The organism is Providencia sp. UF-224 (genome assembly GCF_058245955.1).
On sequence record NZ_JBSICC010000026.1, the window covers coordinates 1 to 23,617 of the forward strand.

Annotated in this window: 18 protein-coding genes and 1 tRNA gene; 14 read left to right on the forward strand and 5 right to left on the reverse strand. The window is 42.8% G+C overall.

The genetic code is table 11. The features are described 5' to 3' along the window. The first annotated feature begins 81 nt into the window (after positions 1–81). Positions 82–157 (forward strand) — tRNA-Trp (locus AC4IFO_RS18410). A 523-nt stretch (positions 158–680) separates the two neighbouring features. Here AC4IFO_RS18410 and hdfR read toward each other — a convergent pair. After that, positions 681–1,526, reverse strand: a complete 846-nt coding sequence (gene hdfR, locus AC4IFO_RS18415; RefSeq protein WP_490736573.1) for an HTH-type transcriptional regulator HdfR — start codon at positions 1,524–1,526, stop codon at positions 681–683. A 112-nt stretch (positions 1,527–1,638) separates the two neighbouring features. On the opposite strand from hdfR, the gene AC4IFO_RS18420 reads away from it, so the two are divergent. Continuing rightward, positions 1,639–1,977: a MaoP family protein gene (locus tag AC4IFO_RS18420; RefSeq protein WP_490736575.1), complete on the forward strand. Its 339-nt coding sequence runs from the start codon at positions 1,639–1,641 to the stop codon at positions 1,975–1,977. A 76-nt stretch (positions 1,978–2,053) separates the two neighbouring features. Here AC4IFO_RS18420 and AC4IFO_RS18425 read toward each other — a convergent pair whose 3' ends face one another. Next, positions 2,054–3,580 (reverse strand): YifB family Mg chelatase-like AAA ATPase, encoded by a 1,527-nt coding sequence (locus AC4IFO_RS18425; RefSeq protein ID WP_490736577.1) that lies wholly within the window; start codon positions 3,578–3,580, stop codon positions 2,054–2,056. 480 nt (positions 3,581–4,060) lie between these two features. Here AC4IFO_RS18425 and ilvL point away from each other — a divergent pair, with 480 nt between their 5' ends. The 6 genes from ilvL to ilvA all read left to right on the forward strand — a co-directional run bounded on the left by ilvL (position 4,061) and on the right by ilvA (position 10,638). After that, entirely contained in the window at positions 4,061–4,162 is a 102-nt protein-coding gene (gene ilvL, locus AC4IFO_RS18430) for an ilv operon leader peptide (protein ID WP_071524553.1), read from the forward strand. A gap of 131 nt (positions 4,163–4,293) precedes the next feature. Continuing rightward, positions 4,294–5,940 carry an acetolactate synthase 2 catalytic subunit gene (gene ilvG, locus AC4IFO_RS18435; protein WP_490736579.1) on the forward strand — a complete coding sequence of 549 codons (1,647 nt, stop codon included), beginning with the start codon at positions 4,294–4,296 and terminating at the stop codon, positions 5,938–5,940. Next, a complete protein-coding gene (ilvM, locus tag AC4IFO_RS18440) occupies positions 5,937–6,206 on the forward strand; it encodes an acetolactate synthase 2 small subunit (protein ID WP_490736581.1) in 270 nt (89 codons plus the stop codon). Before ilvG ends, ilvM begins: the two co-directional genes overlap by 4 nt. Positions 6,207–6,217: 11 nt before the next feature. Next, entirely contained in the window at positions 6,218–7,144 is a 927-nt protein-coding gene (locus AC4IFO_RS18445) for a branched-chain amino acid transaminase (RefSeq protein ID WP_219244983.1), read from the forward strand. A 67-nt stretch (positions 7,145–7,211) separates the two neighbouring features. Next, positions 7,212–9,062, forward strand: a complete 1,851-nt coding sequence (gene ilvD / locus AC4IFO_RS18450; protein WP_490736583.1) for a dihydroxy-acid dehydratase — start codon at positions 7,212–7,214, stop codon at positions 9,060–9,062. A gap of 1 nt (position 9,063) precedes the next feature. Further along, positions 9,064–10,638, forward strand: a complete 1,575-nt coding sequence (ilvA, locus tag AC4IFO_RS18455; RefSeq protein WP_490736585.1) for a threonine ammonia-lyase, biosynthetic — start codon at positions 9,064–9,066, stop codon at positions 10,636–10,638. Here ilvA and ilvY read toward each other — a convergent pair. Next, positions 10,630–11,526, reverse strand: a complete 897-nt coding sequence (gene ilvY / locus AC4IFO_RS18460; protein WP_206083058.1) for an HTH-type transcriptional activator IlvY — start codon at positions 11,524–11,526, stop codon at positions 10,630–10,632. The two genes, ilvA and ilvY, sit on opposite strands and share 9 nt — an antisense overlap. A gap of 177 nt (positions 11,527–11,703) precedes the next feature. Here ilvY and ilvC point away from each other — a divergent pair, with 177 nt between their 5' ends. Further along, positions 11,704–13,179 (forward strand): ketol-acid reductoisomerase, encoded by a 1,476-nt coding sequence (gene ilvC / locus AC4IFO_RS18465; protein WP_490736587.1) that lies wholly within the window; start codon positions 11,704–11,706, stop codon positions 13,177–13,179. A 301-nt stretch (positions 13,180–13,480) separates the two neighbouring features. Continuing rightward, entirely contained in the window at positions 13,481–15,505 is a 2,025-nt protein-coding gene (gene rep / locus AC4IFO_RS18470; protein ID WP_490736589.1) for a DNA helicase Rep, read from the forward strand. A gap of 49 nt (positions 15,506–15,554) precedes the next feature. Here the strand turns inward: rep and gppA are convergent, their stop codons facing one another. Both gppA and rhlB read right to left on the reverse strand, forming a co-directional pair. Next, on the reverse strand, positions 15,555–17,060 hold the full coding sequence (gene gppA / locus AC4IFO_RS18475) for a guanosine-5'-triphosphate,3'-diphosphate diphosphatase (RefSeq protein ID WP_490736591.1): 1,506 nt from the start codon (positions 17,058–17,060) through the stop codon (positions 15,555–15,557). Between the two features lie 11 nt (positions 17,061–17,071). Then, a complete protein-coding gene (gene rhlB / locus AC4IFO_RS18480; protein WP_490736593.1) occupies positions 17,072–18,358 on the reverse strand; it encodes an ATP-dependent RNA helicase RhlB in 1,287 nt (428 codons plus the stop codon). A gap of 118 nt (positions 18,359–18,476) precedes the next feature. Here rhlB and trxA point away from each other — a divergent pair, with 118 nt between their 5' ends. From trxA to wzzE, 4 genes are all read left to right on the forward strand, one after another. Further along, positions 18,477–18,803 carry a thioredoxin TrxA gene (gene trxA, locus AC4IFO_RS18485; protein WP_353244195.1) on the forward strand — a complete coding sequence of 109 codons (327 nt, stop codon included), beginning with the start codon at positions 18,477–18,479 and terminating at the stop codon, positions 18,801–18,803. Between the two features lie 701 nt (positions 18,804–19,504). Beyond that, a complete protein-coding gene (gene rho / locus AC4IFO_RS18490) occupies positions 19,505–20,764 on the forward strand; it encodes a transcription termination factor Rho (protein WP_490736596.1) in 1,260 nt (419 codons plus the stop codon). Between the two features lie 593 nt (positions 20,765–21,357). Next, positions 21,358–22,443 (forward strand): UDP-N-acetylglucosamine--undecaprenyl-phosphate N-acetylglucosaminephosphotransferase, encoded by a 1,086-nt coding sequence (wecA, locus tag AC4IFO_RS18495; RefSeq protein ID WP_490736598.1) that lies wholly within the window; start codon positions 21,358–21,360, stop codon positions 22,441–22,443. Between the two features lie 30 nt (positions 22,444–22,473). Continuing rightward, complete coding sequence (gene wzzE, locus AC4IFO_RS18500) at positions 22,474–23,532, forward strand: ECA polysaccharide chain length modulation protein (protein ID WP_490736600.1); 1,059 nt, start codon at positions 22,474–22,476, stop codon at positions 23,530–23,532. Positions 23,533–23,617: the final 85 nt, after the last annotated feature.

The following is a 23,617-nucleotide window of genomic DNA, read 5'->3' on the forward strand; positions in this document are numbered from 1 at the left end:
CGGTAGTTCAGTTGGTTAGAATACCTGCCTGTCACGCAGGGGGTCGCGGGTTCGAGTCCCGTCCGTTCCGCCACTTAATTTAGGGGCGTAGTTCAATTGGTAGAGCACCGGTCTCCAAAACCGGGTGTTGGGAGTTCGAGTCTCTCCGCCCCTGCCAATTACCAATTAAGTAATAATAAAAGAAGTATCTATTGATAACCCGGTTATATTAATCGGGTTTTTCTTTATCTAAATTTTGTAAATATCCTTTCTCCTATTATCACTTCCACGAATTGCCCATTGTATATATCAATCTATTCAAAGCTACTTTTAGTCGCCTAGCTTCTTTATTCTTTAATGTATATGCGAAGCCATTTTTATGAATTGGAATTAGGCAAAGTTTTTCGTTGTTTAGAGATCCAACCTAGAAAAAACATAAACATCCTTAGTGAAATTTAAATTTAAATTTGATTTTGTTATTCGAATGAACATGCCAGAGAGTATCCTAATTTGCTAAAAGGATTCAGAAAATTAAATTAACAACGAAGTGAGTTATGGTTAGATTGCTCTCGTTTTCGCTACAGAAAGCATTGCAGGTTTATTTGAATTATTTTTTATGCCACGTTTGCCAATGAGGCGTATTCAATAGCATAAAGTTAATTATTCAAGGCTCAGAGCTAGGAAGTACGTGTGATTGCCGCTTAGCTGGATACCTGTAATGGTGCATTTTTTATTGGTGTTTTAATTAGTTGATTAATAAGCGCCTGTTGATCATTTTTTTGTAACCATACCGCATATAGTGGCTTACTTATAGGGGCTTCTGACAGTATTTTTAGTGCGGGATAGTGATGTACCCAATGAGCGGGTAAATATGCGGCAGAAAGCGATACAGGGAGTAATTGGCGTGTAATATGCGCCGATGTTGTGATCATCACGGGTGCATCCGCTTGAGTCAGTGCTGATTCATTTTTGGGATGAAAATCCGCTCCCCATTCTAGCTTTATGTAATTGTAATTCGTTAGAGCGATGTTCTTTTGTGATGCCATTAGCTGTAGTTCTATAGCACCAATGACAGTACTTTCGAATTCATCCATTTTAGGTGGCTCTGTTGCTATCAGTAAATCTAATTCTCTTGAATGCAATTGTTTTACGAGTGATTGACGGGTGGAAACGCGCGCTTCTAATCGTAATTCGTCGTGTTGAGTATAAAGCGCTTCTACCCAATCAGTGAGGTAGCCTTCCCAGAGTGATGCGGTCGCGCCAACTGAGAGTTCAGTGTGTTGTGATGCATGAGAAATTTCTTTTTTAGCTTGTAGCCATGTGTTCATCAACGATTCGGCATAGGGTACTAAACGCTCACCAGCAGCAGTTAATCGAATATTATTTCTGTGGCGAGTGAATAAACTTGTGCCCAACTGAGTCTCTAGCTGCCGGATACGAAAGCTGACAGCAGATTGCGTCAAATAGAGTGACTCAGCAGCTCTGCCGAAGTGCCTAGTTTTGCTAACCTCTAAAAAAGTTCTCAATAACTCGCTGTCCACATGCATCTCCAATTATTTTTGTCGTGATGATTCAAATGTTTTGTTTTACAGATTGTCAATGCTGTCTAATACTCCGCGCCATATAGAGTTTGACTGCAATAAGTTAGGAGTGTGTCAGATGGCAGATAGCTTCATCACGACTAATCGTTTTTTTGATACTAAGCATTACCCTCGTGGCTTTTCTCGTCATGGTGATTTCACCATTAAAGAAGCTCAGCTGCTAGAGCGTCTAGGCCAAGCTTTTAATGAGCTAGATACAGGTAAACGCGCTGCGCAAACTGAAGAAGAAAAACTCTTCGTTGCTGTTTGCCGCGGTGAGCGCGAGCCTGCTACTCCAGAAGAAAAAGTTTGGGTAAAATACTCTAGTCGTATTAATCGTCCAAAACGTTTCCACACGCTCTCTGGTGGGAAACCTCAGATAGATCCTTCGGAAGACTATACTGATACAGATGATTAATATTACCATCGTATAAGATAAGGGACTGCGGTCCCTTTATTTTTGTACGATGGGTCATATTCACCAACTCCTCCCTTCAGCTTACTTGTTTTTGCAAATGAAGCAATAACTTATCCATTGCTCGGTACCCGAGAGCTTCTAATAAATGAATTCGTTCAATACTTGAGCACTCATTGAGATCAGCAATGGTTCGAGAGACCTTTAAGATCTTATGCCACGCCCGAATAGAAAGGCCTAACTTGTTTAAAGCATGTTCTAAGAATAAGGCATCTTTAGGGGATAGTGAGCAAAATTTTGTTATTTCTTTAGATGTTAGTAAATTATTTATTTTCCCAGCTCGTGTTATCTGAGTATGCCGGGCGCGAATAACACGGCATTGTATTTGTTCACTGTTTTCTCCTTGATTTACAGGGCGACTTAATGAGCCTAGAGGGAGTAAAGGTATCTCTATGGAAAGGTCAAAACGGTCTAAAAGCGGCCCAGATATGCGAGAAAGATAACGTAAAATAGATATTGGGGAAGAGCGACTCATTTCCCCTTGATATTGCCCTGTAGGACTCGGATTTAGTGCAGCGATAAGTTGAAAATTAGCTGGGTAACAGACTTTGGCTTTTGCTCGAGAAAGACTAATTTCTCTTGATTCGAGCGGTTCTCTTAAAGAATCTAAAACAGCACGACTAAATTCTGGTAATTCATCTAAAAACAAGATGCCATGATGGGCGAGTGAAATTTCCCCAGGTTTAGGTAGAGAGCCGCCACCAATCAGTGCAGCCATTGAGGCGCTATGATGAGGGGCTCTAAATGGCCTTATAGGCCAAGTTAAGGTGTCTTGGGTATTCTGGCTCAAACTATGCAATGAAGCGACTTCTAGAGCCTCCTGAGACGTAAGAGAGGGCAATAAAGTAATAAGCCGGCTAGCAAGCATTGTTTTACCTGTTCCTGGGGGACCTAAAAGCAGTAGATGGTGCCCTCCTGCAGCGGAAATTTCGAGGGCTCGCTTTCCTTGTTCTTGCCCAATAATATCGTTGATATCATCGTCATTTTTAGCTGATGGGGGTGGTTGATTTATCTGGCAGTTAAATTCGAGCTCATTACCCCCATTAAAATAATGGCAAAGTTCTAATAGAGAGCTTACAAACTGAACGCTATTTTCGGGTAATAAATTTAATTGGTGTTGATTTTTCGAGGAAATAATTAGTGTTCGTTGTTGTTTTAATGCTGCTTGCGCCGCAGGGATTGCGCTACTGACATAACGGACGTCACCAGAAAGGGCAAGTTCACCTAAAAATTCATGTTTATTTAAAGCATCATGTGAAATTTGCCCTGATGATGCGAGTATGGCTACTGCGATAGCAAGGTCATAGCGACCACTTTCTTTAGGTAAATCTGCAGGAGCCAAATTCACCGTTATTTTTTTCGCTGGGTACTCAAATCCACTGTTTAATAATGCACTTCTGACTCTATCTCTAGATTCTTTGACTGCAGTTTCAGGTAAACCAACTAATGTTAGCCCTGGTAATCCATTACTAATATGAGCCTCAACTGTGACAAGTGGTGCCTCCATACCTATGGAAGCTCTAGTATAAACAATCGCCAATGCCATAAAACCTCCGATATAATTAACAGAGTAATATTCTGTTAAAAATTGACCGACACTTAACACATGAAAATGATATTTGCGAAGCGACTCGATAATTTATTTGTGTAGTTGCTTAACTGTTTTATTTTTTTGGGGGCGGTTTCTAGTATTTGATATCTTTAGGGTTTTTGTTGTTTTTGATGTGGTGCATTTTAATGGAGCTTTGGATAAGGTTAAGAAAAAATGACTAATTGAGCGAAATGGAATCGGCCCATTTTTAAGAAAAGACAATGGGTGATATAGCTGATTATGCTAGCAGTTTTATGGATAAGTACTGCATTATTGCTAATTTAATAGCGCATTATGTTGATTTTGAATTAAGTTATTGATTTTAAATTGGTTAAACATTTCGAAATTAAATAAATCAAATAAAAGTTGTCAAAGTAATTTTAAAATGATACCTCTTAATAAGGACAACAAATAAAAGTTAAAAAAGCAAAACTCATGAACGCATTTATCCAAGCAGTTAGCCTAATTATTATTAGCGTGGTGGTGATTATTATCCCACCGTGCGGGGCTGCACTTGGACGACGAAGGCTAAAATAACAGCCAGATCTTACGAGAACCCCGCACCGAAAGGCGCGGGGTTTTTTTTGACATGAATATTTGTTAATCCAAGAAAATCAAATAAAACATAATAAATACAAATAGATAAGAAAGGACGACAGGAGAAAAACATGACGGGAGCACAATGGTTAGTCCAAGCATTACGAACTCAAGGGGTTGATACTGTTTTTGGTTACCCCGGAGGTGCAATCATGCCAGTGTATGACGCGCTGTATGATGGTGGGGTAGAACATTTGCTGTGTAGACATGAACAAGGCGCAGTGATCGCAGCAATTGGCTATGCTCGCTCAACAGGTAAAACAGGTGTTTGTATTGCTACATCAGGTCCCGGAGCAACAAACGTCATTACTGGGTTAGCGGATGCATTGTTAGACTCCGTCCCTGTTGTTGCTATCACAGGGCAAGTGGCTTCCGCGTTTATTGGCACAGATGCTTTTCAGGAAATTGACGTTTTAGGGTTATCTCTGGCCTGTACCAAACATAGTTTTTTAGTTGAATCGATAGATGATTTGCCTCGCATTCTTGCTGAAGCTTTCGCAATCGCAAATAGTGGGCGTCCTGGACCTGTACTGATTGATATTCCGAAAGATATTCAGTTGCAACACGCAGAGCTATCTCCTTTTTTAATGCCTGTGGAGCAAGAAATGTCATCTCCGGAGACAGAGATACAGCAAGCGAGAGCATTGCTGGAGCAAGCAGAAAAACCAATGTTGTATATCGGTGGTGGTGTTGGAATGTCAGGTGCGGTTTCTGAATTACGGGAATTTATCACCTATACCGGGTTACCTTCTGTTTCAACATTAAAAGGGTTAGGTGCCGTTGACCCAAAAGATGCGAATTACCTAGGAATGTTAGGAATGCATGGCACGAAAGCTGCCAACATTTCCGTTCAACGATGTGATTTGCTGATTGCCGTTGGGGCGCGTTTTGATGACCGTGTAACGGGAAAATTAAATACCTTTGCGCCGAATGCTAAAGTCATTCATATCGATATTGACCACGTTGAGTTGGACAAATTGCGTCAAACTCATGTTGCTTTACATGGTGATGCAAAAGCGTTATTACCAAAATTAATGTTGAAAAAATCAATTGCACCATGGCAATCCGAAGTTCAACAGTTAAAAGCAGAGTTTGGTTGGCGTTATGACCACCCAGGTGAGCCTATTTATGCACCGCTCTTATTGAAACAATTGTCCGATAAGATGAAGCCAAACACCGTTGTGACAACGGATGTAGGACAACACCAAATGTGGTCAGCACAGCATATTACGGTAGATGCCCCTGAAAACTTCTTAACATCAAGTGGGTTGGGTACGATGGGATTCGGTGTTCCTGCCGCGATCGGCGCACAAGTCGCGAGGCCTGAAGACACAGTTGTTTGTGTGTCTGGTGATGGCTCATTCATGATGAATGTCCAAGAGTTAGGCACCATCAAACGTAAACAATTGCCTGTCAAAATTCTTTTATTGGATAACCAACGATTAGGTATGGTTCGCCAATGGCAAGAGCTGTTCTTTGAACAACGTTATAGCGAAACGATATTAACGGATAATCCTGATTTTGTTGCTTTAGCCAGTGCGTTTGGCATTAAAGGGCAGCGTATTACAGATAAATCACAAGTAAATGCAGCATTAGACGAATTATTGAATAGCGAAGGTGCCTACTTATTACAGGTATCAATTAATGAATTAGAAAACGTCTGGCCGTTGGTTCCACCAGGGGCGAGTAATGAAAAAATGATGGAGAAACCATTATGATGCAACATCAACTCTCGATATTGGCCCGTTTCCGTCCTGAGGTTTTAGAGCGTATATTAAGGGTCACTCGCCATCGTGGATTTAAGATAAATGCCATGAATATGGGACAGTCACCAGATGGCGATAATGTTAATATTGAACTGACTGTAAGTAGTCAAAGGCCGTTAACCCTGCTTTGTGCTCAGTTAACTAAGCTTTCTGACATTACAGAGGTTGAAGTGCTACAACAAGAATCACGACTATTACGCACACAAAGTGCAATGTAAGGAAGATAAAAATGACTAAGAAAGCTGACTTTATTTGGTTTAACGGTGAAATGACGCCATGGGCTGATGCAAAGGTTCATGTAATGTCTCATGCTCTGCATTATGGTACATCAGTGTTTGAAGGCGTCCGTTGCTATGATTCTCATAAAGGACCTGTGGTTTTCCGCCACCGTGAGCACATGCAACGTTTGCACGATTCTGCAAAAATTTACCGTATGCCTGTCAGCTACAGCGTAGAAGAGTTAATGGAAGCTTGTCGTGCGACTTTACGCAAAAATAACTTAGTCAGCGCATATATCCGTCCATTAGTGTTTATCGGTGATGTCGGTATGGGAGTTAACCCACCGGATGGTTATAACACAGACGTCATCTTAGCGGCTTTCCCTTGGGGCGCTTATTTAGGCGAAGAAGCCTTAGACCAAGGAATTGATGCAATGGTGTCTTCTTGGAACCGTGTTGCACCGAATACTATCCCTACAGGTGCAAAAGCGGGTGGTAACTATTTATCATCGTTATTAGTGGGTAGCGAAGCACGCCGTCATGGTTATCAAGAAGGTATTGCACTAGACGTTCATGGGTATCTCTCTGAAGGTGCAGGTGAAAATATTTTTGAAGTGAAAGATGGGATTTTATATACGCCTCCGTTCACATCATCTGCATTACCGGGTATTACCCGTGATGCCATTTTAACCTTAGCAAAAGATATGGGCATCGAAGTTCGTGAGCAAACACTATCACGCGAATCCCTATACCTTGCTGATGAAGTCTTTATGACAGGCACCGCAGCAGAAATTACCCCTGTACGCAGCGTTGATGGTATCCAAGTTGGTATTGGTCGTTGTGGCCCAGTCACGAAACAAATTCAGCAAGCATTCTTCGGTTTATTTAATGGTACAACGGAAGACAAATGGGGCTGGTTAGATCCAGTAAACCCTTAATAACTAAATTGAAATAGATGTTACAGGCGGACGTTCCCCGCCTGTTTTAAACACGGGAGTTAAAGATATGCCTAAGTACCGTTCAGCAACAACAACTCATGGTCGTAATATGGCGGGTGCGCGCGCATTGTGGCGTGCAACTGGAATGACCGATGCTGATTTTGGAAAACCCATTATTGCAGTTGTGAACTCATTTACTCAGTTTGTGCCTGGTCACGTACATTTACGCGATCTTGGTAAACTGGTTGCAGAGCAAATTGAAAACGCAGGTGGCGTAGCAAAAGAGTTTAATACAATTGCGGTTGATGATGGGATTGCCATGGGGCATGGCGGAATGCTGTATTCCTTACCTTCCCGTGAATTAATTGCCGATTCTGTCGAATACATGGTCAATGCACACTGTGCAGACGCTATGGTGTGTATTTCTAACTGCGACAAAATCACCCCAGGTATGTTAATGGCGTCATTACGCCTCAATATCCCTGTTATTTTCGTATCTGGTGGCCCGATGGAAGCAGGGAAAACCAAGCTTTCAGACCAAATCATTAAATTGGATCTCGTTGATGCGATGATCCAAGGGGCAAACCCGAATGTGAGTGATGCGGATAGCGAACAAATCGAACGTTCAGCTTGCCCAACCTGTGGTTCATGCTCCGGTATGTTTACGGCAAACTCAATGAACTGCTTAACGGAAGCATTAGGCTTATCTCAGCCGGGTAATGGCTCGTTATTAGCCACTCATGCAGACCGCGAAACGTTATTTATCAATGCGGGTAAACGTATTGTCGAGTTAACAAAGCGCTATTACGAAAAAGATGATGAAAGCGCGTTGCCTCGCAATATTGCGAATAAAGCGGCGTTTGAAAATGCGATGACCCTTGATATTGCGATGGGTGGCTCGACCAATACCGTTCTTCACTTGCTGGCGGCAGCACAAGAAGCCGATGTTGATTTTACAATGGAAGATATCGACCGCTTATCTCGCAAAGTCCCGCACTTATGCAAAGTGGCACCAAGTACACAGAAATACCATATGGAAGATGTTCACCGTGCAGGGGGCGTCATTGGTATTTTAGGTGAATTGAGCCGCGCAGGCCTATTGCAAGAAAATGTCACCAATATTTTAGGTCTGACTTTTCAAGAAACATTGGCGCAATATGATGTCATGTTGACGAAAGACGAAAGTGTTAAGTCTATGTTTTCCGCAGGGCCTGCGGGCATTCGTACCACTAAAGCATTTTCACAAAATTGCCGTTGGCCTTCACTGGATACTGACCGTGAAAATGGCTGTATTCGTAATATTGAGAATGCGTATAGCTTGGATGGTGGTCTGGCTGTACTGTCTGGAAATATTGCGGAAGATGGTTGTATCGTCAAAACGGCTGGCGTTGATGAAGGTAGTTTAACCTTCCGTGGTCCTGCAAAAGTATTTGAAAGTCAAGATGATGCGGTTGAATCAATCTTAGGCGGTAAAGTTGTTGAAGGCGATGTAGTAGTGATCCGCTACGAAGGGCCAAAAGGTGGGCCGGGAATGCAGGAAATGCTGTACCCAACGTCTTACCTGAAATCAATGGGATTGGGTAAAAGCTGCGCACTTATCACGGATGGCCGTTTCTCAGGCGGTAGTTCAGGTCTGTCAATTGGGCATATTTCACCTGAAGCAGCAAGTGGCGGCTTATTAGCATTGGTTCAAGATGGCGATATTATTGATATCAATATTCCAAAAAGAACAATGGTGCTGGATGTCAGTGAAAGTGAGCTTAACCAACGTCGTGAAGCTGAATTAGCCCGTGGTGATAAAGCCTTTACACCACGTGACCGTCAGCGCGAAGTCTCTTTTGCTCTGCGTGCCTACGCTTCCTTAGCAACCAGCGCAGATAAAGGCGCTGTACGCGATAAGTCGAAATTAGGGGGCTGATGTGGCAGCGGCAAAACCATTACCCACAGCACCGACAAGTGCTGATTATTTAAAGGCGGCGCTGAGTGCGCCAGTCTATGAGGCGGCTCAAGTTACGCCGCTTCAGCAAATGGATAAAATATCTGCACGTTTAGGCAATACGATTTTGGTTAAACGCGAAGACAGGCAGCCTGTACACAGCTTTAAGCTACGCGGGGCTTACGCCATGATTGCCACGTTAACGGAAGAGCAAAAAGCCAAAGGCGTTGTAACTGCATCGGCAGGAAACCACGCACAAGGTGTTGCGCTGTCAGCAAGCCGCGTTGGCGTTAAAGCCAAAATTGTCATGCCTGTAGCAACGGCGGATATCAAAGTGGATGCGGTTCGTAGCTTTGGTGGCGAAGCCATTTTACACGGCGCGAATTTTGATGAGGCAAAAGCCAAAGCGATCGCTATGGCGGCAGAGGAGGGTTATACCTTTGTCCCGCCTTTTGACCACCCATCGGTGATTGCTGGGCAAGCGACGATTGCGTTGGAATTATTACAGCAAGACGTACATCTAGACCGTATCTTCATCCCAGTTGGCGGTGGCGGCTTAATCGCTGGCGTAGCGGTTATTATCAAACAACTGATGCCTGAAATTAAAATCATTGGTGTTGAAGCGGAAGATGCTGCGTGTTTGAAAGCCGCATTAGGAGCAGGGCACCCCGTTGATTTACCGCGTGTCGGGTTATTTGCGGAAGGTGTCGCTGTTAAACGTATCGGTGATGAAACGTTTAGATTGTGCCAACAGTATGTAGATGATGTTATCACGGTCGATAGCGATTCTATCTGCGCAGCTTTGAAAGATATTTTTGAAGATGTCCGTGCAATTGCCGAGCCGTCAGGCGCTTTAGCACTGGCAGGGCTGAAAAAATATGTCCAACAGCACAACATTAAAGGTGAACGTTTAGCGCATATCCTGTCTGGCGCGAATATGAATTTCCACGGGCTGCGTTATGTCTCTGAGCGCTGTGAGATTGGTGAGCAACGTGAAGCGCTGCTGGCGGTGACGATCCCTGAGCAAAAGGGCAGCTTTTTACGCTTTTGCCAGCTATTAGGGCACCGTGCTATCACGGAGTTTAATTACCGTTATACGGATGCAGACCCAGATCGCGCCTGTATTTTTGTTGGGGTGCGCTTAAGTGGTCGTGATGGCGAGCGTGCAGAAATTATCCAAGAGCTCAGAAGCAACGGCTATGACGTTGATGACTTATCTGATGATGAAATGGCGAAGCTTCATGTGCGTTATATGATTGGCGGCCGTCCATCCAAACCATTAGATGAAAGACTGTATAGTTTTGAGTTCCCAGAGTCCCCAGGAGCGTTGCTGAGATTTTTAGAAACACTCGGAACACACTGGAATATTACGCTTTTTCATTACCGTAGCCATGGTACGGATTATGGTCGAGTGCTGGCGGCATTTGAACTTGCAGGGCCTGAAGTGCGTTTTGATAGGCACCTTGATGCGCTAGGGTATGAGTACCACGATGAGACGGGCAACCCTTCTTTTCGTTTTTTCCTTGCGCCACAAGATAGCCAAAAAACCTTAGATTGAGTTGTCTGGGAGTAATTCCCAAAACGCTTTAATGAGCGGCTCACTTAGGCGTTTGCTGAGTAGGCAAACGCCGAGTTCAAAGGGCTCCACCATCGAAATATTGTCGAGTTGTGAAATACGGCTACGAACAGGCTCGGGGCTGTTATCCACCACCACACTTGGGATCAACGCGATACCACAACCAAGCGCGACCATCGATACAATCGCTTCATGGCCAGATACCGTCGCGTAAATAACTGGGTTATTGATGTGATGGCGGCGAAACCATAATTCGATACGTTTTCGTGATGGACCGTGTTCCGGCAAAATAAACGGCACCGTTGACCAATCAGGTTCAGCTTCCGTCACCATTGACCGTACCGCACAAGGCAACGATGGCGCAATGAGCACCAATGGAATTTCGCCAATTTTGGTGAAACGTACATTATCGGGTAAACGCTCTGGTTTTCCTGCAATACCAAGGTCTGCCTCGTGGGTTTCCACTTTTTCGACGGCATCTGCGGCATCTCCGGTAGTGAGTTTTATTTCGACTAACGGGTGTAAAGCACGGAATTTATCTAAAACTTGTGGTAAATGACTGTATGCAGCGGTGACTGAGCAAAAAAGATGCAACTCACCACTCAGTGATGGGCTTTGTTGATTAAGGGCATGCTGTAGTTGCTGATACTGCAACAAGGTTTGCTGTGCAAATTGTTTTAGGTGCTCGCCTGCTTGTGTGAGTTTTACCGAACGGTTATCACGGACAAACAACGGGTGACCCAGTTGCTCTTCTAAGCGTTGAATTTGCCGAGACAGTGTTGAAGGGCTGACATGCATGGCTTTAGAGGTACGGCCAAAGTGGCAGCTCTGTGCTAAATGCAAAAAAAGTTTCAGATCACGAATATCCATCTTGCCCTCGGATAAAGTCATTAACTACGTTGCGAATATTGCAACATTGTATTGTTAATATATCAATTTAAGCAATGCGAAACATCGCATATAGTAAATCCATAAACGCTTAAAAATAAGCGACAGGCAAATTGATTGCCTGACATAACGAACACAACAGAACAATGGAGTATGACAATGGCGAATTATTTTAACACATTGAATTTGCGTGAGCAGTTAGCTCAATTAGGCAAGTGCCGCTTTATGAAACGTGAAGAATTTGCGGATGAAGCTGGCTACCTGAAAGGGAAAAAAATCGTCATCGTCGGTTGTGGTGCACAAGGTCTGAACCAAGGCCTGAACATGCGTGACTCTGGTTTAGATATCGCTTATGCATTACGTGCAGAAGCGATTAGTGAAAAACGTGCTTCATGGCGCAAAGCCACTGAGAACGGCTTTAAAGTGGGTACGTATGAAGAATTGATCCCAACGGCAGACTTAGTTGTTAACTTAACGCCAGACAAACAACACTCTACCGTTGTTCGTGCTGTTCAACCAATGATGAAACAAGGTGCAGCACTGGGTTACTCACACGGCTTCAACATTGTTGAGGTTGGTGAAGAAATCCGTAAAGATATTACTGTTGTGATGGTTGCTCCAAAATGCCCAGGTACGGAAGTTCGTGAAGAATACAAACGTGGATTCGGTGTTCCAACACTGATTGCTGTTCACCCAGAAAATGACCCGAAAGGCGAGGGGATGGCGATTGCTAAAGCATGGGCGGCTGCCACAGGTGGCCATCGTGCAGGTGTTCTGGAATCTTCATTTGTTGCGGAAGTTAAGTCTGACCTGATGGGTGAGCAAACCATTCTGTGTGGTATGTTGCAAGCAGGCGCATTACTGAGCTACGACAAAATGGTTGCAGACGGTGTTGAGCCAGGCTATGCCGGTAAATTGATTCAGTTTGGCTGGGAAACTATCACAGAAGCGCTGAAACAAGGTGGTATCACGCTGATGATGGATCGTTTATCTAACCCTGCGAAAGTCCGCGCATATGCGTTGTCTGAGCAACTGAAAACTATCATGGCACCACTGTTCCAAAAACATATGGATGACATCATTTCAGGTGAGTTCTCATCAACCATGATGGCTGACTGGGCAAATGATGATAAAAACCTGCTGACATGGCGTGAAGAGACAGGCCAATCTGCGTTTGAAAATTACCCTGAATATGCAGGAAAAATCGCAGAGCAAGAGTATTTCGACCACGGCATTCTGTTAGTTGCGATGGTTAAAGCAGGTGTTGAATTAGCGTTCGATACTATGTTAGAAGCGGGTATCTTAGAAGAATCAGCATACTACGAGTCCCTGCACGAACTGCCACTGATTGCGAACACCATTGCGCGTAAGCGTTTATATGAAATGAACGTGGTTATTTCAGACACGGCGGAATACGGTAACTACCTGTTCTCATTTGCAGCTGTGCCGATGCTGAAAGACTTCATGACCAAGTTACAAGCGGGTGATTTAGCGAAGTCAGTTGCTGATAATGGTACAGATAACGCACAGTTACGTGATATCAATGAAGCAATTCGTAATCATCCTATCGAGAAAATCGGTAAGACTTTACGTGGTTATATGACGGATATGAAGAAAATTTCAGTTGGAAGTTAATTTTTCGTCACTCTTTGCGTGATAGGTGCGTTGGCTACATGTTGCTACCCAAGTCACATACTAATGTATGCTCCTTGGGATAGCACCACTTGCCGCCTTCCTCTAACGCGAATAGTTTAGAAAAATGCATTGATGTAGTAAAAGAAAGAACAAAAAAACAAAGCAAGCCATGTCGTTCTGATGAATGATGTGGTTTTTTGTTTTTTATAAATAGGAAGGATCGTTGCTCAAGAGTTGGCTGGGTTTCTGCTACAATCTGTAGCGAGTTCCATTTTGAATAACTAAGTGATGTAGAGAAACCATGCGATTAAACCCAGGCCAGCAACAGGCAGTTGAATTTGTCGATGGCCCTTGCCTTGTATTGGCAGGGGCTGGATCAGGTAAAACCCGTGTTATTACCAACAAAATTGCACACTTGATCCGCCAATGTGGTTATCAACCACGGCAAATTGCTGCTGTCACTTTTACCAATAAAGCTGCACGCGAAATGAAAGAGCGTGTCGCACAAACCTTAGGTAAAAAAGAGGCGCGTGGGCTTATCATTTCAACCTTTCATACATTAGGTTTGGAAATTATTAAGCGTGAATATAAATCGCTAGGTATTAAAGCCAATTTTTCGCTGTTTGATGACCAAGACCAAATGGCATTACTCAAAGAGCTAACGTTTGATTTGCTTGAAGAAGATAAAGATTTACTACAGCAGTTGATCTCTGCGATCTCAAACTGGAAAAACGATCTTATCTCACCACAACAAGTTGTCGGGCAGGCACGAACGGAAAAAGAACACCACTTTGCAGAGTGTTACCGCCGTTATGAATTACATTTAAAAAGTTGCAACGTACTGGATTTTGACGATTTAATCAGTAAACCAACGCTTCTGTTGTATCAAAATGAAGAAGTGCGTGAACGCTGGCAGCAAAAAATCCGTTATTTGCTGGTGGATGAATATCAAGATACCAACACCAGCCAATATCAACTGGTGAAATTGCTGGTGGGGCAACGTGCTCGCTTTACGGTGGTTGGGGATGACGACCAATCGATTTACTCATGGCGTGGTGCAAGGCCGCAAAACTTGGTGTTACTTAGTCAAGATTTTCCTAAGTTAAACGTGATTAAGCTTGAGCAAAATTACCGTTCTTCAGGGCGTATTTTAAAAGCGGCGAATATCCTAATTGCGAACAACCCCCATGTATTTGAAAAAAAATTATTCTCTGAGCTGGGTTATGGTGTGCCATTAAAAGTTTTAACGGCAAATAATGAAGATCATGAAGCGGAGCGGGTAATTGGTGAACTTATCGCCCATCACTTTATCAACAAAACGGAATATAAAGATTATGCGATTTTATATCGCGGTAATCACCAGTCCCGAATTTTTGAAAAAATGTTGATGCAAAACCGTATTCCATATCGTATCTCTGGCGGTACTTCATTTTTCTCACGCCCTGAAATTAAGGATTTACTGGCTTATTTGCGAGTGCTAACTAACCCTGAAGATGACAGTGCTTTTTTACGCATTGTGAATACACCGCGCCGGGAAATTGGTCCAAAAACCATTCAAAAATTGGGGGAGTGGGCGAATCAACGGGGCAAAAGCTTATACCAAGCCAGTTTTGATTTAGGGCTAGAGCAAACCCTAAAAGGCAAAGGATTAGAGGCATTACAACGGTTTACTCAGTGGATGGACAGTATCGTTCGTACATCAGAGCGCGAGCCGTTGATTGCGGTACGTGACTTACTGCGCGAAATGGATTACGAAAGTTGGTTGTATGAAACATCAACCAGTACCAAAGCTGCTGAAATGCGGATGAAAAACGTCAATCAATTGTTTACTTGGATGAGTGAGATGGTGGAAGGGGATGAATTAAACGACCCGATGACGCTCAGCCAAGTGGTCACTCGTTTTACCTTACGCGATATGATGGAGCGCGGGGAGGATGATGAAGAATCTGACCAAGTTCAGCTAATGACTCTGCATGCATCTAAAGGACTTGAATTTCCTTATGTTTTTCTGGTTGGTATGGAAGAAGGATTGCTTCCGCACCAAAGTAGTATTGACGAAAATAATATCGATGAAGAACGTCGTTTAGCGTATGTGGGGATCACTCGGGCACAAAGAGAGTTATTTTTTACGCATTGCCGCGAACGTCGTCAATATGGAGAGCTAATTCGCCCTGAGCTGAGTCGCTTCTTGCTTGAGTTGCCGCAAGATGACCTTGAATGGGAGCAACAGCGAAAAGTGGTTAGTGCCGAAGAACGTATGCAAAAAGGGCAATCTGCACTCGCGGATATTAAAGCACGGCTAGGGTTAAATAAGAAAAGTGATTGATAACAATTAGTTGAATTTCCACACTAGAATGATTCTAGTGTGGAATAGTCTAGCAATTCGAACTGTTACGTTCTTCCAGCTCTAGAACCCAATTCACATAACCTTGCCATTGAACCTCCTGCTGTAAGTTTTCTGCACGCAGCGGATGCTCAGATAACCAGCGGTATGGCAGCATAATGGTGAGCCTGTCAGTACAGGCATTTAACCTTAAGGCAGGTAAAGTGTCATCACGTCGGCGGCTTGCAAAAATAATGGCTAATCGAAGTAAACGACACAAATAGTAGGCTTGTTGCATGGGTAGTGCATTTTGTTGGCTGAGAGGGGCTAAATCAACAGGACCTTGTTGATTTCGTAACAACGCCGCTAGTAACCGTTTTTGAGCCGGTGTATAGCCAGGTAAATCCAAGTGAGTCATCAAATAACTGGCGTGTTCAGGGCCTCTGCGAAAATCAACACTCAGACCAATTTCATGCAATGCACAGGCGCTTGATAATAAATCGCGGCAACGAGTATCTAATTGCCAATCTTTCGCAACTTGCAGATAAAAATATTCAGCTAATTGACGAACACGGCCAGCTTGTTCGATGTCTACTTGGAAACGGCGCTGGATATTGCGTACGGTGCGAGCACGAATATCTTGCTCAATGGGCAATTCCAACATGCCATAAACCAAGCCTTCTCGCAGAGCCCCGCCCGCAAGTGTCATGTTATCGATATTTAACGCTTCAAAGATGGCAATTAAAATCGATAAACCACTCGGGAAAACCAGTGCGCGTTCAAACGTTAAGCCTTCAATTTCAAGCTCTTCAAGTTTTTGGCATAAAATGGCTTTGCGTTTTAACTGCTGCAATTTAGACAAGGTGATAAGTTCATCCATGCCTTGTGCAATCATGATTTCTTGGATTGCTTGCACAGTACCTGATGCGCCAACACAGATTTTCCAACCGTGAGTTTTTAAGGCTTCAGCAACAGGCTCGATCACTTTTTTTGCGGCGTCTTGGGCGGCTGAGAAATTTTCTTCCGTTAAGCTTCTATCACTGAAGTAGCGCTCAAGCCACGTGACACAACCCATTTCAAGGCTGTAGAGTTGCTCTGCTTTTGCGCCAGTTCCTGTGACAAGCTCGGTACTTCCCCCACCAATATCCACCACCAAGCGTTGGTCGGGGCCACCTGTCGTATGTGCAACGCCTTGGTAAATTAAGCGAGCTTCTTCTTCCCCTTGAATAACTTTAACGGGGTTTCCTAGGATTTTACTGGCTTTTTCGATGAAAATGTCAGCATTTTTTGCTAAACGCAGTGTTGCAGTTGCGACAACACGAATTTGTGTACTCGGGATATCTTGTAGATGTTCCGAAAAAAGTCGCAAGCATTGCCAACCACGTTCCATTGCTTGCTCAGAAAGGAGGTTATTTTTATCTAACCCCGCAGCAAGGCGAACTTTTCGCTTAACCCTAGAAATAACCTGTATGCTGCCAGCTGTTTCACGTACAACAAGCATGTGAAAGCTGTTTGAGCCTAAATCGATAGCAGCATAGAGAGAAGAAGATTTCAGCATAGCGTTTTTACTCAGCCTGGACGTTTATGGTTATTACGCGGACCATTGTGGCGACGCGGTGCATTTGAATTGCGACGCTGGCCTCCAGGGCGTGGGCGATGACGGCGTTTAGGTGCAGGTAAGTCACTCAATAACGCATCGCTGTTATATTTACTCACTGGGATCGAATGTTGAATGTACTCTTCGATAGCAGGCAAGTTAAGCGCATATTCTTCACAAGCCAGACTAATTGAGTTACCACTTTCCCCAGCACGGCCAGTTCGGCCAATACGGTGAACGTAATCTTCACAGTCGTCAGGTAAATCATAGTTAAAGACGTGAGTCACAGATGGAATGTGTAATCCACGTGCTGCAACGTCAGTCGCGACTAAAATATCCAGTTGGCCTTGTGTGAATTGCTCTAAAATACGTAAACGTTTTTTCTGTGCAACATCACCCGTTAATAAGCCAACACGGTGACCATCGGCCGCTAAATGCGCCCAAATATCATCACAACGGTGCTTAGTATTAGCAAAAATAATACAGCGCTCAGGCCACTCTTCTTCGAGTAGGGTCTGTAGCAAACGCATTTTTTCTTCGTTAGAAGGGTAAAATAACTCTTCTTTAATACGATGGCCGGTTTTTTGTAGAGGCTCGACTTCAACATATTCAGGGTTATTCATTTGCTCAAAGGCAAGTTCTCTTACGCGATAAGACAACGTTGCGGAGAATAGCAGGTTCAGTCTGTCCGAAGCCCCTGGCATACGACGGAATAACCAACGAATATCTTTAATAAAACCAAGGTCGTACATACGGTCAGCTTCATCAAGCACGACGACTTGAATCGCAGCTAAGTCCACATGGCCTTGTTTTGCATAATCAATAAGGCGGCCAGTCGTTCCAATAAGGATGTCGACACCGTTTTGTAACACTTTTAGCTGCTCATCGTAGCCATCACCACCATAAGCGAGACCCATTTTCAGACCTGTGTATTCTGCCAATTCTTTGGCATCAGAGTAGATCTGAACAGCTAATTCACGAGTCGGTGCCATCATTAATGCACGTGGTTGATTCGCTTTTTTCCCTTCAATTGCAGGGTGGGTTAATAGATAATGAAACGTTGACGTTAAGAATGCTAACGTTTTACCTGTACCTGTTTGCGCTTGTCCCGCAACGTCTTTGCCTTCGACAGTGAAAGGCAACGTTGACGCCTGTATTGGCGTGCAATAATTGAAGCCTTTCTTGCTCAGAGCTTCAATGACTTTAGGGTGCAATGCGAAGTCGGAAAACTTCTTTTCTGTCAAGTGTGCTTTACTCATAGTATGTTAGAATATCAGTTAACGGTTGGTTTACGAAAGTGTATCTTTTGAAATAAAGCATACTGCTGCCAATAATGTTACACTAAGTCTGCAAAAAGATGATTCTTTGGAGTACAACATGAGCGACAAAATTATACATATAACTGATGCAAGCTTTGAAACTGCAGTTCTGAAATCAAGTTCACCTGTTCTCGTCGATTTTTGGGCAGCATGGTGTGGTCCTTGTAAAATGATAGCACCTATCCTTGATGAAGTTGCTGAAGAATATACAGGCAAATTGACCATCGCAAAACTGAATATTGATGATAATCCGGCTACCGCCCCAAAATATGGAATTCGTGGTATCCCGACGCTGTTATTATTCAAAAATGGTAGTGTGGCGGCGACTAAAGTTGGCGCATTATCTAAGACGCAACTGAAAGAATTTTTAGACGAAAATCTGTAAGTTATCGTTATATGTGATCTAAAACGTTTAGCGGTGTATCTATTTTATCAAGAGAGCCGCTAGACGTCCTCATCTAAGCATGATAAGTTATCACTATTCCTCGTGTAGCACCCGTATGATTTACCTTGTATTCCATTGCTCTTATCTAATACATCAAGCTAGTTAGTTCAGCATTACCATGATTGTTAATAATCAAAACTGGTGACGCAATGACTTTAAATATGAAAATTGAGAACATAGACATTGAGTTAAGCATCAGCTAGTTCAATATCCGTGTTTCACACGTGTTTTCGTATATGTTAAAGATAGTGCATAAACAGCGGTAATATCATGTAAGCGTGGTTAGATCTTCGGATGTAAAAACGTATCGGGAAAAATTTGCATTCAGTAAAATGTGTTTTTAAATGCGAAACTGAAATGAAATTTGCGATATTGGGATAGATGTTGTCCTAAATGTACAAAAAACTATTGCTAATGTTGTGTGTGTTTCTAATAATATGCTGTACATCATCCAGATGAATCATGGTCATATGTTAAAATAACTTAGCAGTGGCTAGCACAAATTTTTATGCATTGTTGTTGGTCTTTATTGAGTTGGCTACCAACAGGGCAGTTAAGTTAAACTGGCACTTAATAAATTAAGTTGCCGTCAATTAACGTTCATAGTTCGAGAATTACCCCGAGTTAAAGAACCCACCATTATGAATCTTACCGAATTAAAGAATACGCCAGTATCAGAATTGATTACGTTAGGCGAAAACATGGGGCTAGAGAATTTAGCCCGTATGAGAAAGCAGGATATTATTTTCTCCATTTTGAAGCAGCATGCAAAAAGTGGTGAGGATATTTTCGGCGATGGCGTACTGGAAATATTGCAGGATGGATTTGGTTTCCTCCGTTCAGCAGACAGTTCTTACCTCGCAGGTCCTGATGATATCTATGTTTCCCCTAGCCAAATCCGCCGTTTTAACCTACGCACAGGTGACACAATTTCAGGAAAAATTCGTCCTCCTAAAGAAGGTGAACGTTATTTTGCCCTCCTGAAAGTCAACGAAGTTAACTTCGATAAACCTGAAAATGCGCGTAGTAAAATCCTGTTCGAAAACTTAACCCCATTACATGCAAATAGTCGTCTGCGTATGGAACGTGGTAACGGTTCAACAGAAGATTTAACTGCACGTGTACTGGATTTAGCTGCACCGATTGGCCGTGGCCAACGTGGGTTGATTGTTGCTCCGCCAAAAGCGGGTAAAACCATGTTACTGCAAAATATCGCGGCTAATATTGCACACAACTACCCTGATTGCGTTCTGATGGTTCTGCTGATTGATGAGCGTCCTGAAGAGGTAACGGAAATGCAGCGTTTAGTTAAAGGTGAAGTAATTGCTTCTACCTTTGATGAGCCAGCTGCGCGTCACGTTCAAGTTGCTGAAATGGTTATCGAGAAAGCTAAACGTCTGGTTGAACATAAAAAAGACGTTATTATTTTACTCGATTCCATAACGCGTCTTGCTCGTGCGTATAACACCGTTGTTCCTTCATCCGGTAAAGTATTAACCGGTGGTGTGGATGCAAACGCATTACATCGTCCAAAACGTTTCTTCGGAGCCGCACGTAATGTTGAAGAGGGCGGAAGCCTGACAATCATTGCAACTGCACTGGTTGATACTGGTTCGAAAATGGATGAAGTTATTTACGAGGAGTTTAAAGGTACAGGTAACATGGAATTACACCTTTCCCGTAAGATTGCGGAAAAACGTGTCTTCCCTGCGATTGATTACAATCGCTCTGGTACTCGTAAAGAAGAACTTCTGACTTCTCAAGACGAGCTGCAAAAAATGTGGATCCTGCGTAAAATTATTCACCCAATGGGTGAAATTGATGCAATGGAATTCTTCATTAGCAAGTTAGCCATGACGAAAACGAATGAAGAGTTTTTTGACCTCATGAAGCGAGCTTAAGTTGATTGAGCTTTGAGCTTTAAAAAGGCGCCTAAATGGCGCCTTTTTTATGTTTAGTGCATGACATAATGAATTTAGATTTAAGCGCATGAAATAATTTTATTTTTTTTAATGCTTCGCTTGTATAGAGAAAGAGTGTGGTTCAATGATTTGATTTTAATAACCATATTCTTTGATAACTAGAGTTTATATTTAGAGAAAGGAATATCTACAACCAATATTGTTAGTTGTATTTTATTAACTTATATAATGTTTATCGAGTTTTTTTGAGTGAAACTAGTTAACTGATTTTTTTAGAAAAATGCATTGGATGAAAATGAAGCAATTGATTAACACTATTTCAGTGTATTGCTTTTATGGCATGCATCTTGCAGCTATAAAGTATAAACTGAGGGGGTTTCATTATTAAATAGCCAACACGAATAATGAGTGATTTTTAATAATGTTACAATAATCTCTTTATGAATGTAGATTCGTCTTATAGTAGATTTTATCACTGAGATGATAATGCAGTAGCGATTGCTTTTTTATCGGCACTCGCCAATAAAAGTTTAGTATTGAAAGTTAAATAAAAATATTAAGAGAGTCGAACAGTGGACACCATACACTTTGTAACCAACCTCTTCTACGTTTTCTTATTTTCGTTAGTTTTTATCTTTTTTGCCCGTATCGTTGCGATAAAAATCGGGTTAGTGGATAAACCTAATTTCAGAAAGAAACACGTAGGGCTTATCCCTCTTGTTGGGGGAATATCCGTTTTCTTTGGGATCTGTTTTGCATTTTATATCACGGAGGAATACATTCCTCACAAGTGGTTGTATATCTCGTGTGCTGGGTTATTAGTCTTTATTGGTGCACTGGATGACAGATTTGATATTAGCGTGAAGTTAAGAGCCGGAGTTCAGGCTATTGTTGCCGTTGTGATGATGACTGCTGCTGGCCTTAAATTAGAATCGTTAGGTCATGCTTTTGGGCCATGGGAGTTAGTGTTAGGGCCATTTGGTTATATTGTGACCTTATTTGCTGTCTGGGCTGCAATCAATGCCTTTAATATGGTTGATGGTATTGATGGATTACTTGGCGGGCTATCCTCTGTTTCCTTTGGCGCATTAGGGTTTTTACTGTATCACAATGGTAACTATGCGTTAGCATTTTGGTGTTTTGCTTTCATTGCAGCTATTCTTCCTTATATCCTTTTAAATCTCGGTGTATTAGGTCGTCGGTTTAAAGTTTTTATGGGGGATGCAGGAAGTACATTAATCGGCTTCACCATTATCTGGATTTTGGTTGCTTCGACGCAAGAAGAAGTCCATCCAATCAACCCTGTTACCGCGTTGTGGATTATTGCTATTCCACTCATGGACATGGTGGCGATAATGTACCGTCGAATTCGTAAAGGAATGAGCCCATTTTCACCTGACCGTCAGCATATTCACCATTTAATCATGCGTTCTGGCTTTACACCGAAAGGGGCGTTTGTACTGATTACATTGTCAGCTGCATTTTTGGCATGTATTGGTATTATCGGTGAACGCTTAACATTTGTGCCTGAATGGGTCATGTTGGCATTATTTTTGCTTGTATTTATGATGTATGGTTATTGCATCAAACGAGCTTGGAAAGTCGCCCGTTTTATTAAACGAGTTAGACGTAAAGCGCGCCGAGGTGCAGTACGGTAACGAAAAAAACGAAAATAGAGGTTCTGTGCAGTGAATAACTCAGAAACACAACCGAGTCAGCATCAAACGCCAATAGAGCCGGAATTGGATATCCGTGGTTTATGTCGCTCCTTGTGGCAAGGCAAAATTTGGATCGTTGCATTTGCAGTTATTTTTGCTGCAATTGCGTTGGGAGCATCCTATTTTATGCAGCCAAAATGGAGTGCGACGGCGATTACGGATTTACCTACCGTGAATAATCTGGGAAGTTATTATTCTCAGCAACAGTTTCTGCGCAACCTCGATTCCCGTATTAACAGTACGGGTCAAGAAGGGCAATTGCCAACCATTGCGAAAGAAGCTTACCAAGAGTTTACTAAGCAACTCGGCTCTTACGATACTCGCCGTCAGTTCTGGCTGAGCACAGATTATTACAAACAACGGTTAGAAAATGATCCGAAAGCGGATGCGGCGCTGTTGGATGAACTTATTAATGATATCGAGTTCACGCCTGCCGATGAAGTGAAAAACCTAACCGACAGTATTAAGTTAGTGGCTGAAACATCAACAGATGCGAATCAGTTGTTACGTCAATACACGCAATTTGCGAATCAACGTGCAACTGCAAATCTGAATGATGAAATTAAAGGCACTTGGGCAACCAAAATGCAATCCATGAAAGCGTTAGTTAAGCGTGAAGATATGGTGGCAACTGCTGCTTATGAAAGACGTTTAAATGCGCTGGAACAAGCACTCAAAGTTGCTGAAAAACAAGGTATTGTACGCAATCAAAGTGCGACACCTGTAGATGAAATTCCAGATTCTAAAATGTTTATGTTAGGTGCTCCGTTATTGCAAGCACAAATTGAAACATTAAAAGCAACGGGTCCTGATCATGACTCCGATTATGATCAAAACATCGCGATGTTATCAACATTAAGTGTTGGGCCTACTCTCCAAGATAATTTTCAAGCGTACCGCTACTTGCGCACGCCTGAAGATCCAGTCAAACGCGATAGCCCACGTCGAGCCTTTATGATGGTTCTATGGGGGGCTATAGGCTTGTTAGTTGGTGCCGGAGTGGTACTTTCTCGCCGTCGCCCATCTTGATTTTGGGATAAGCCACTGACACATTCGTCAGTGGCTTGATAAAGTCATTAAGATTAAATAAGCAGCACACTGCATAAGATAAATA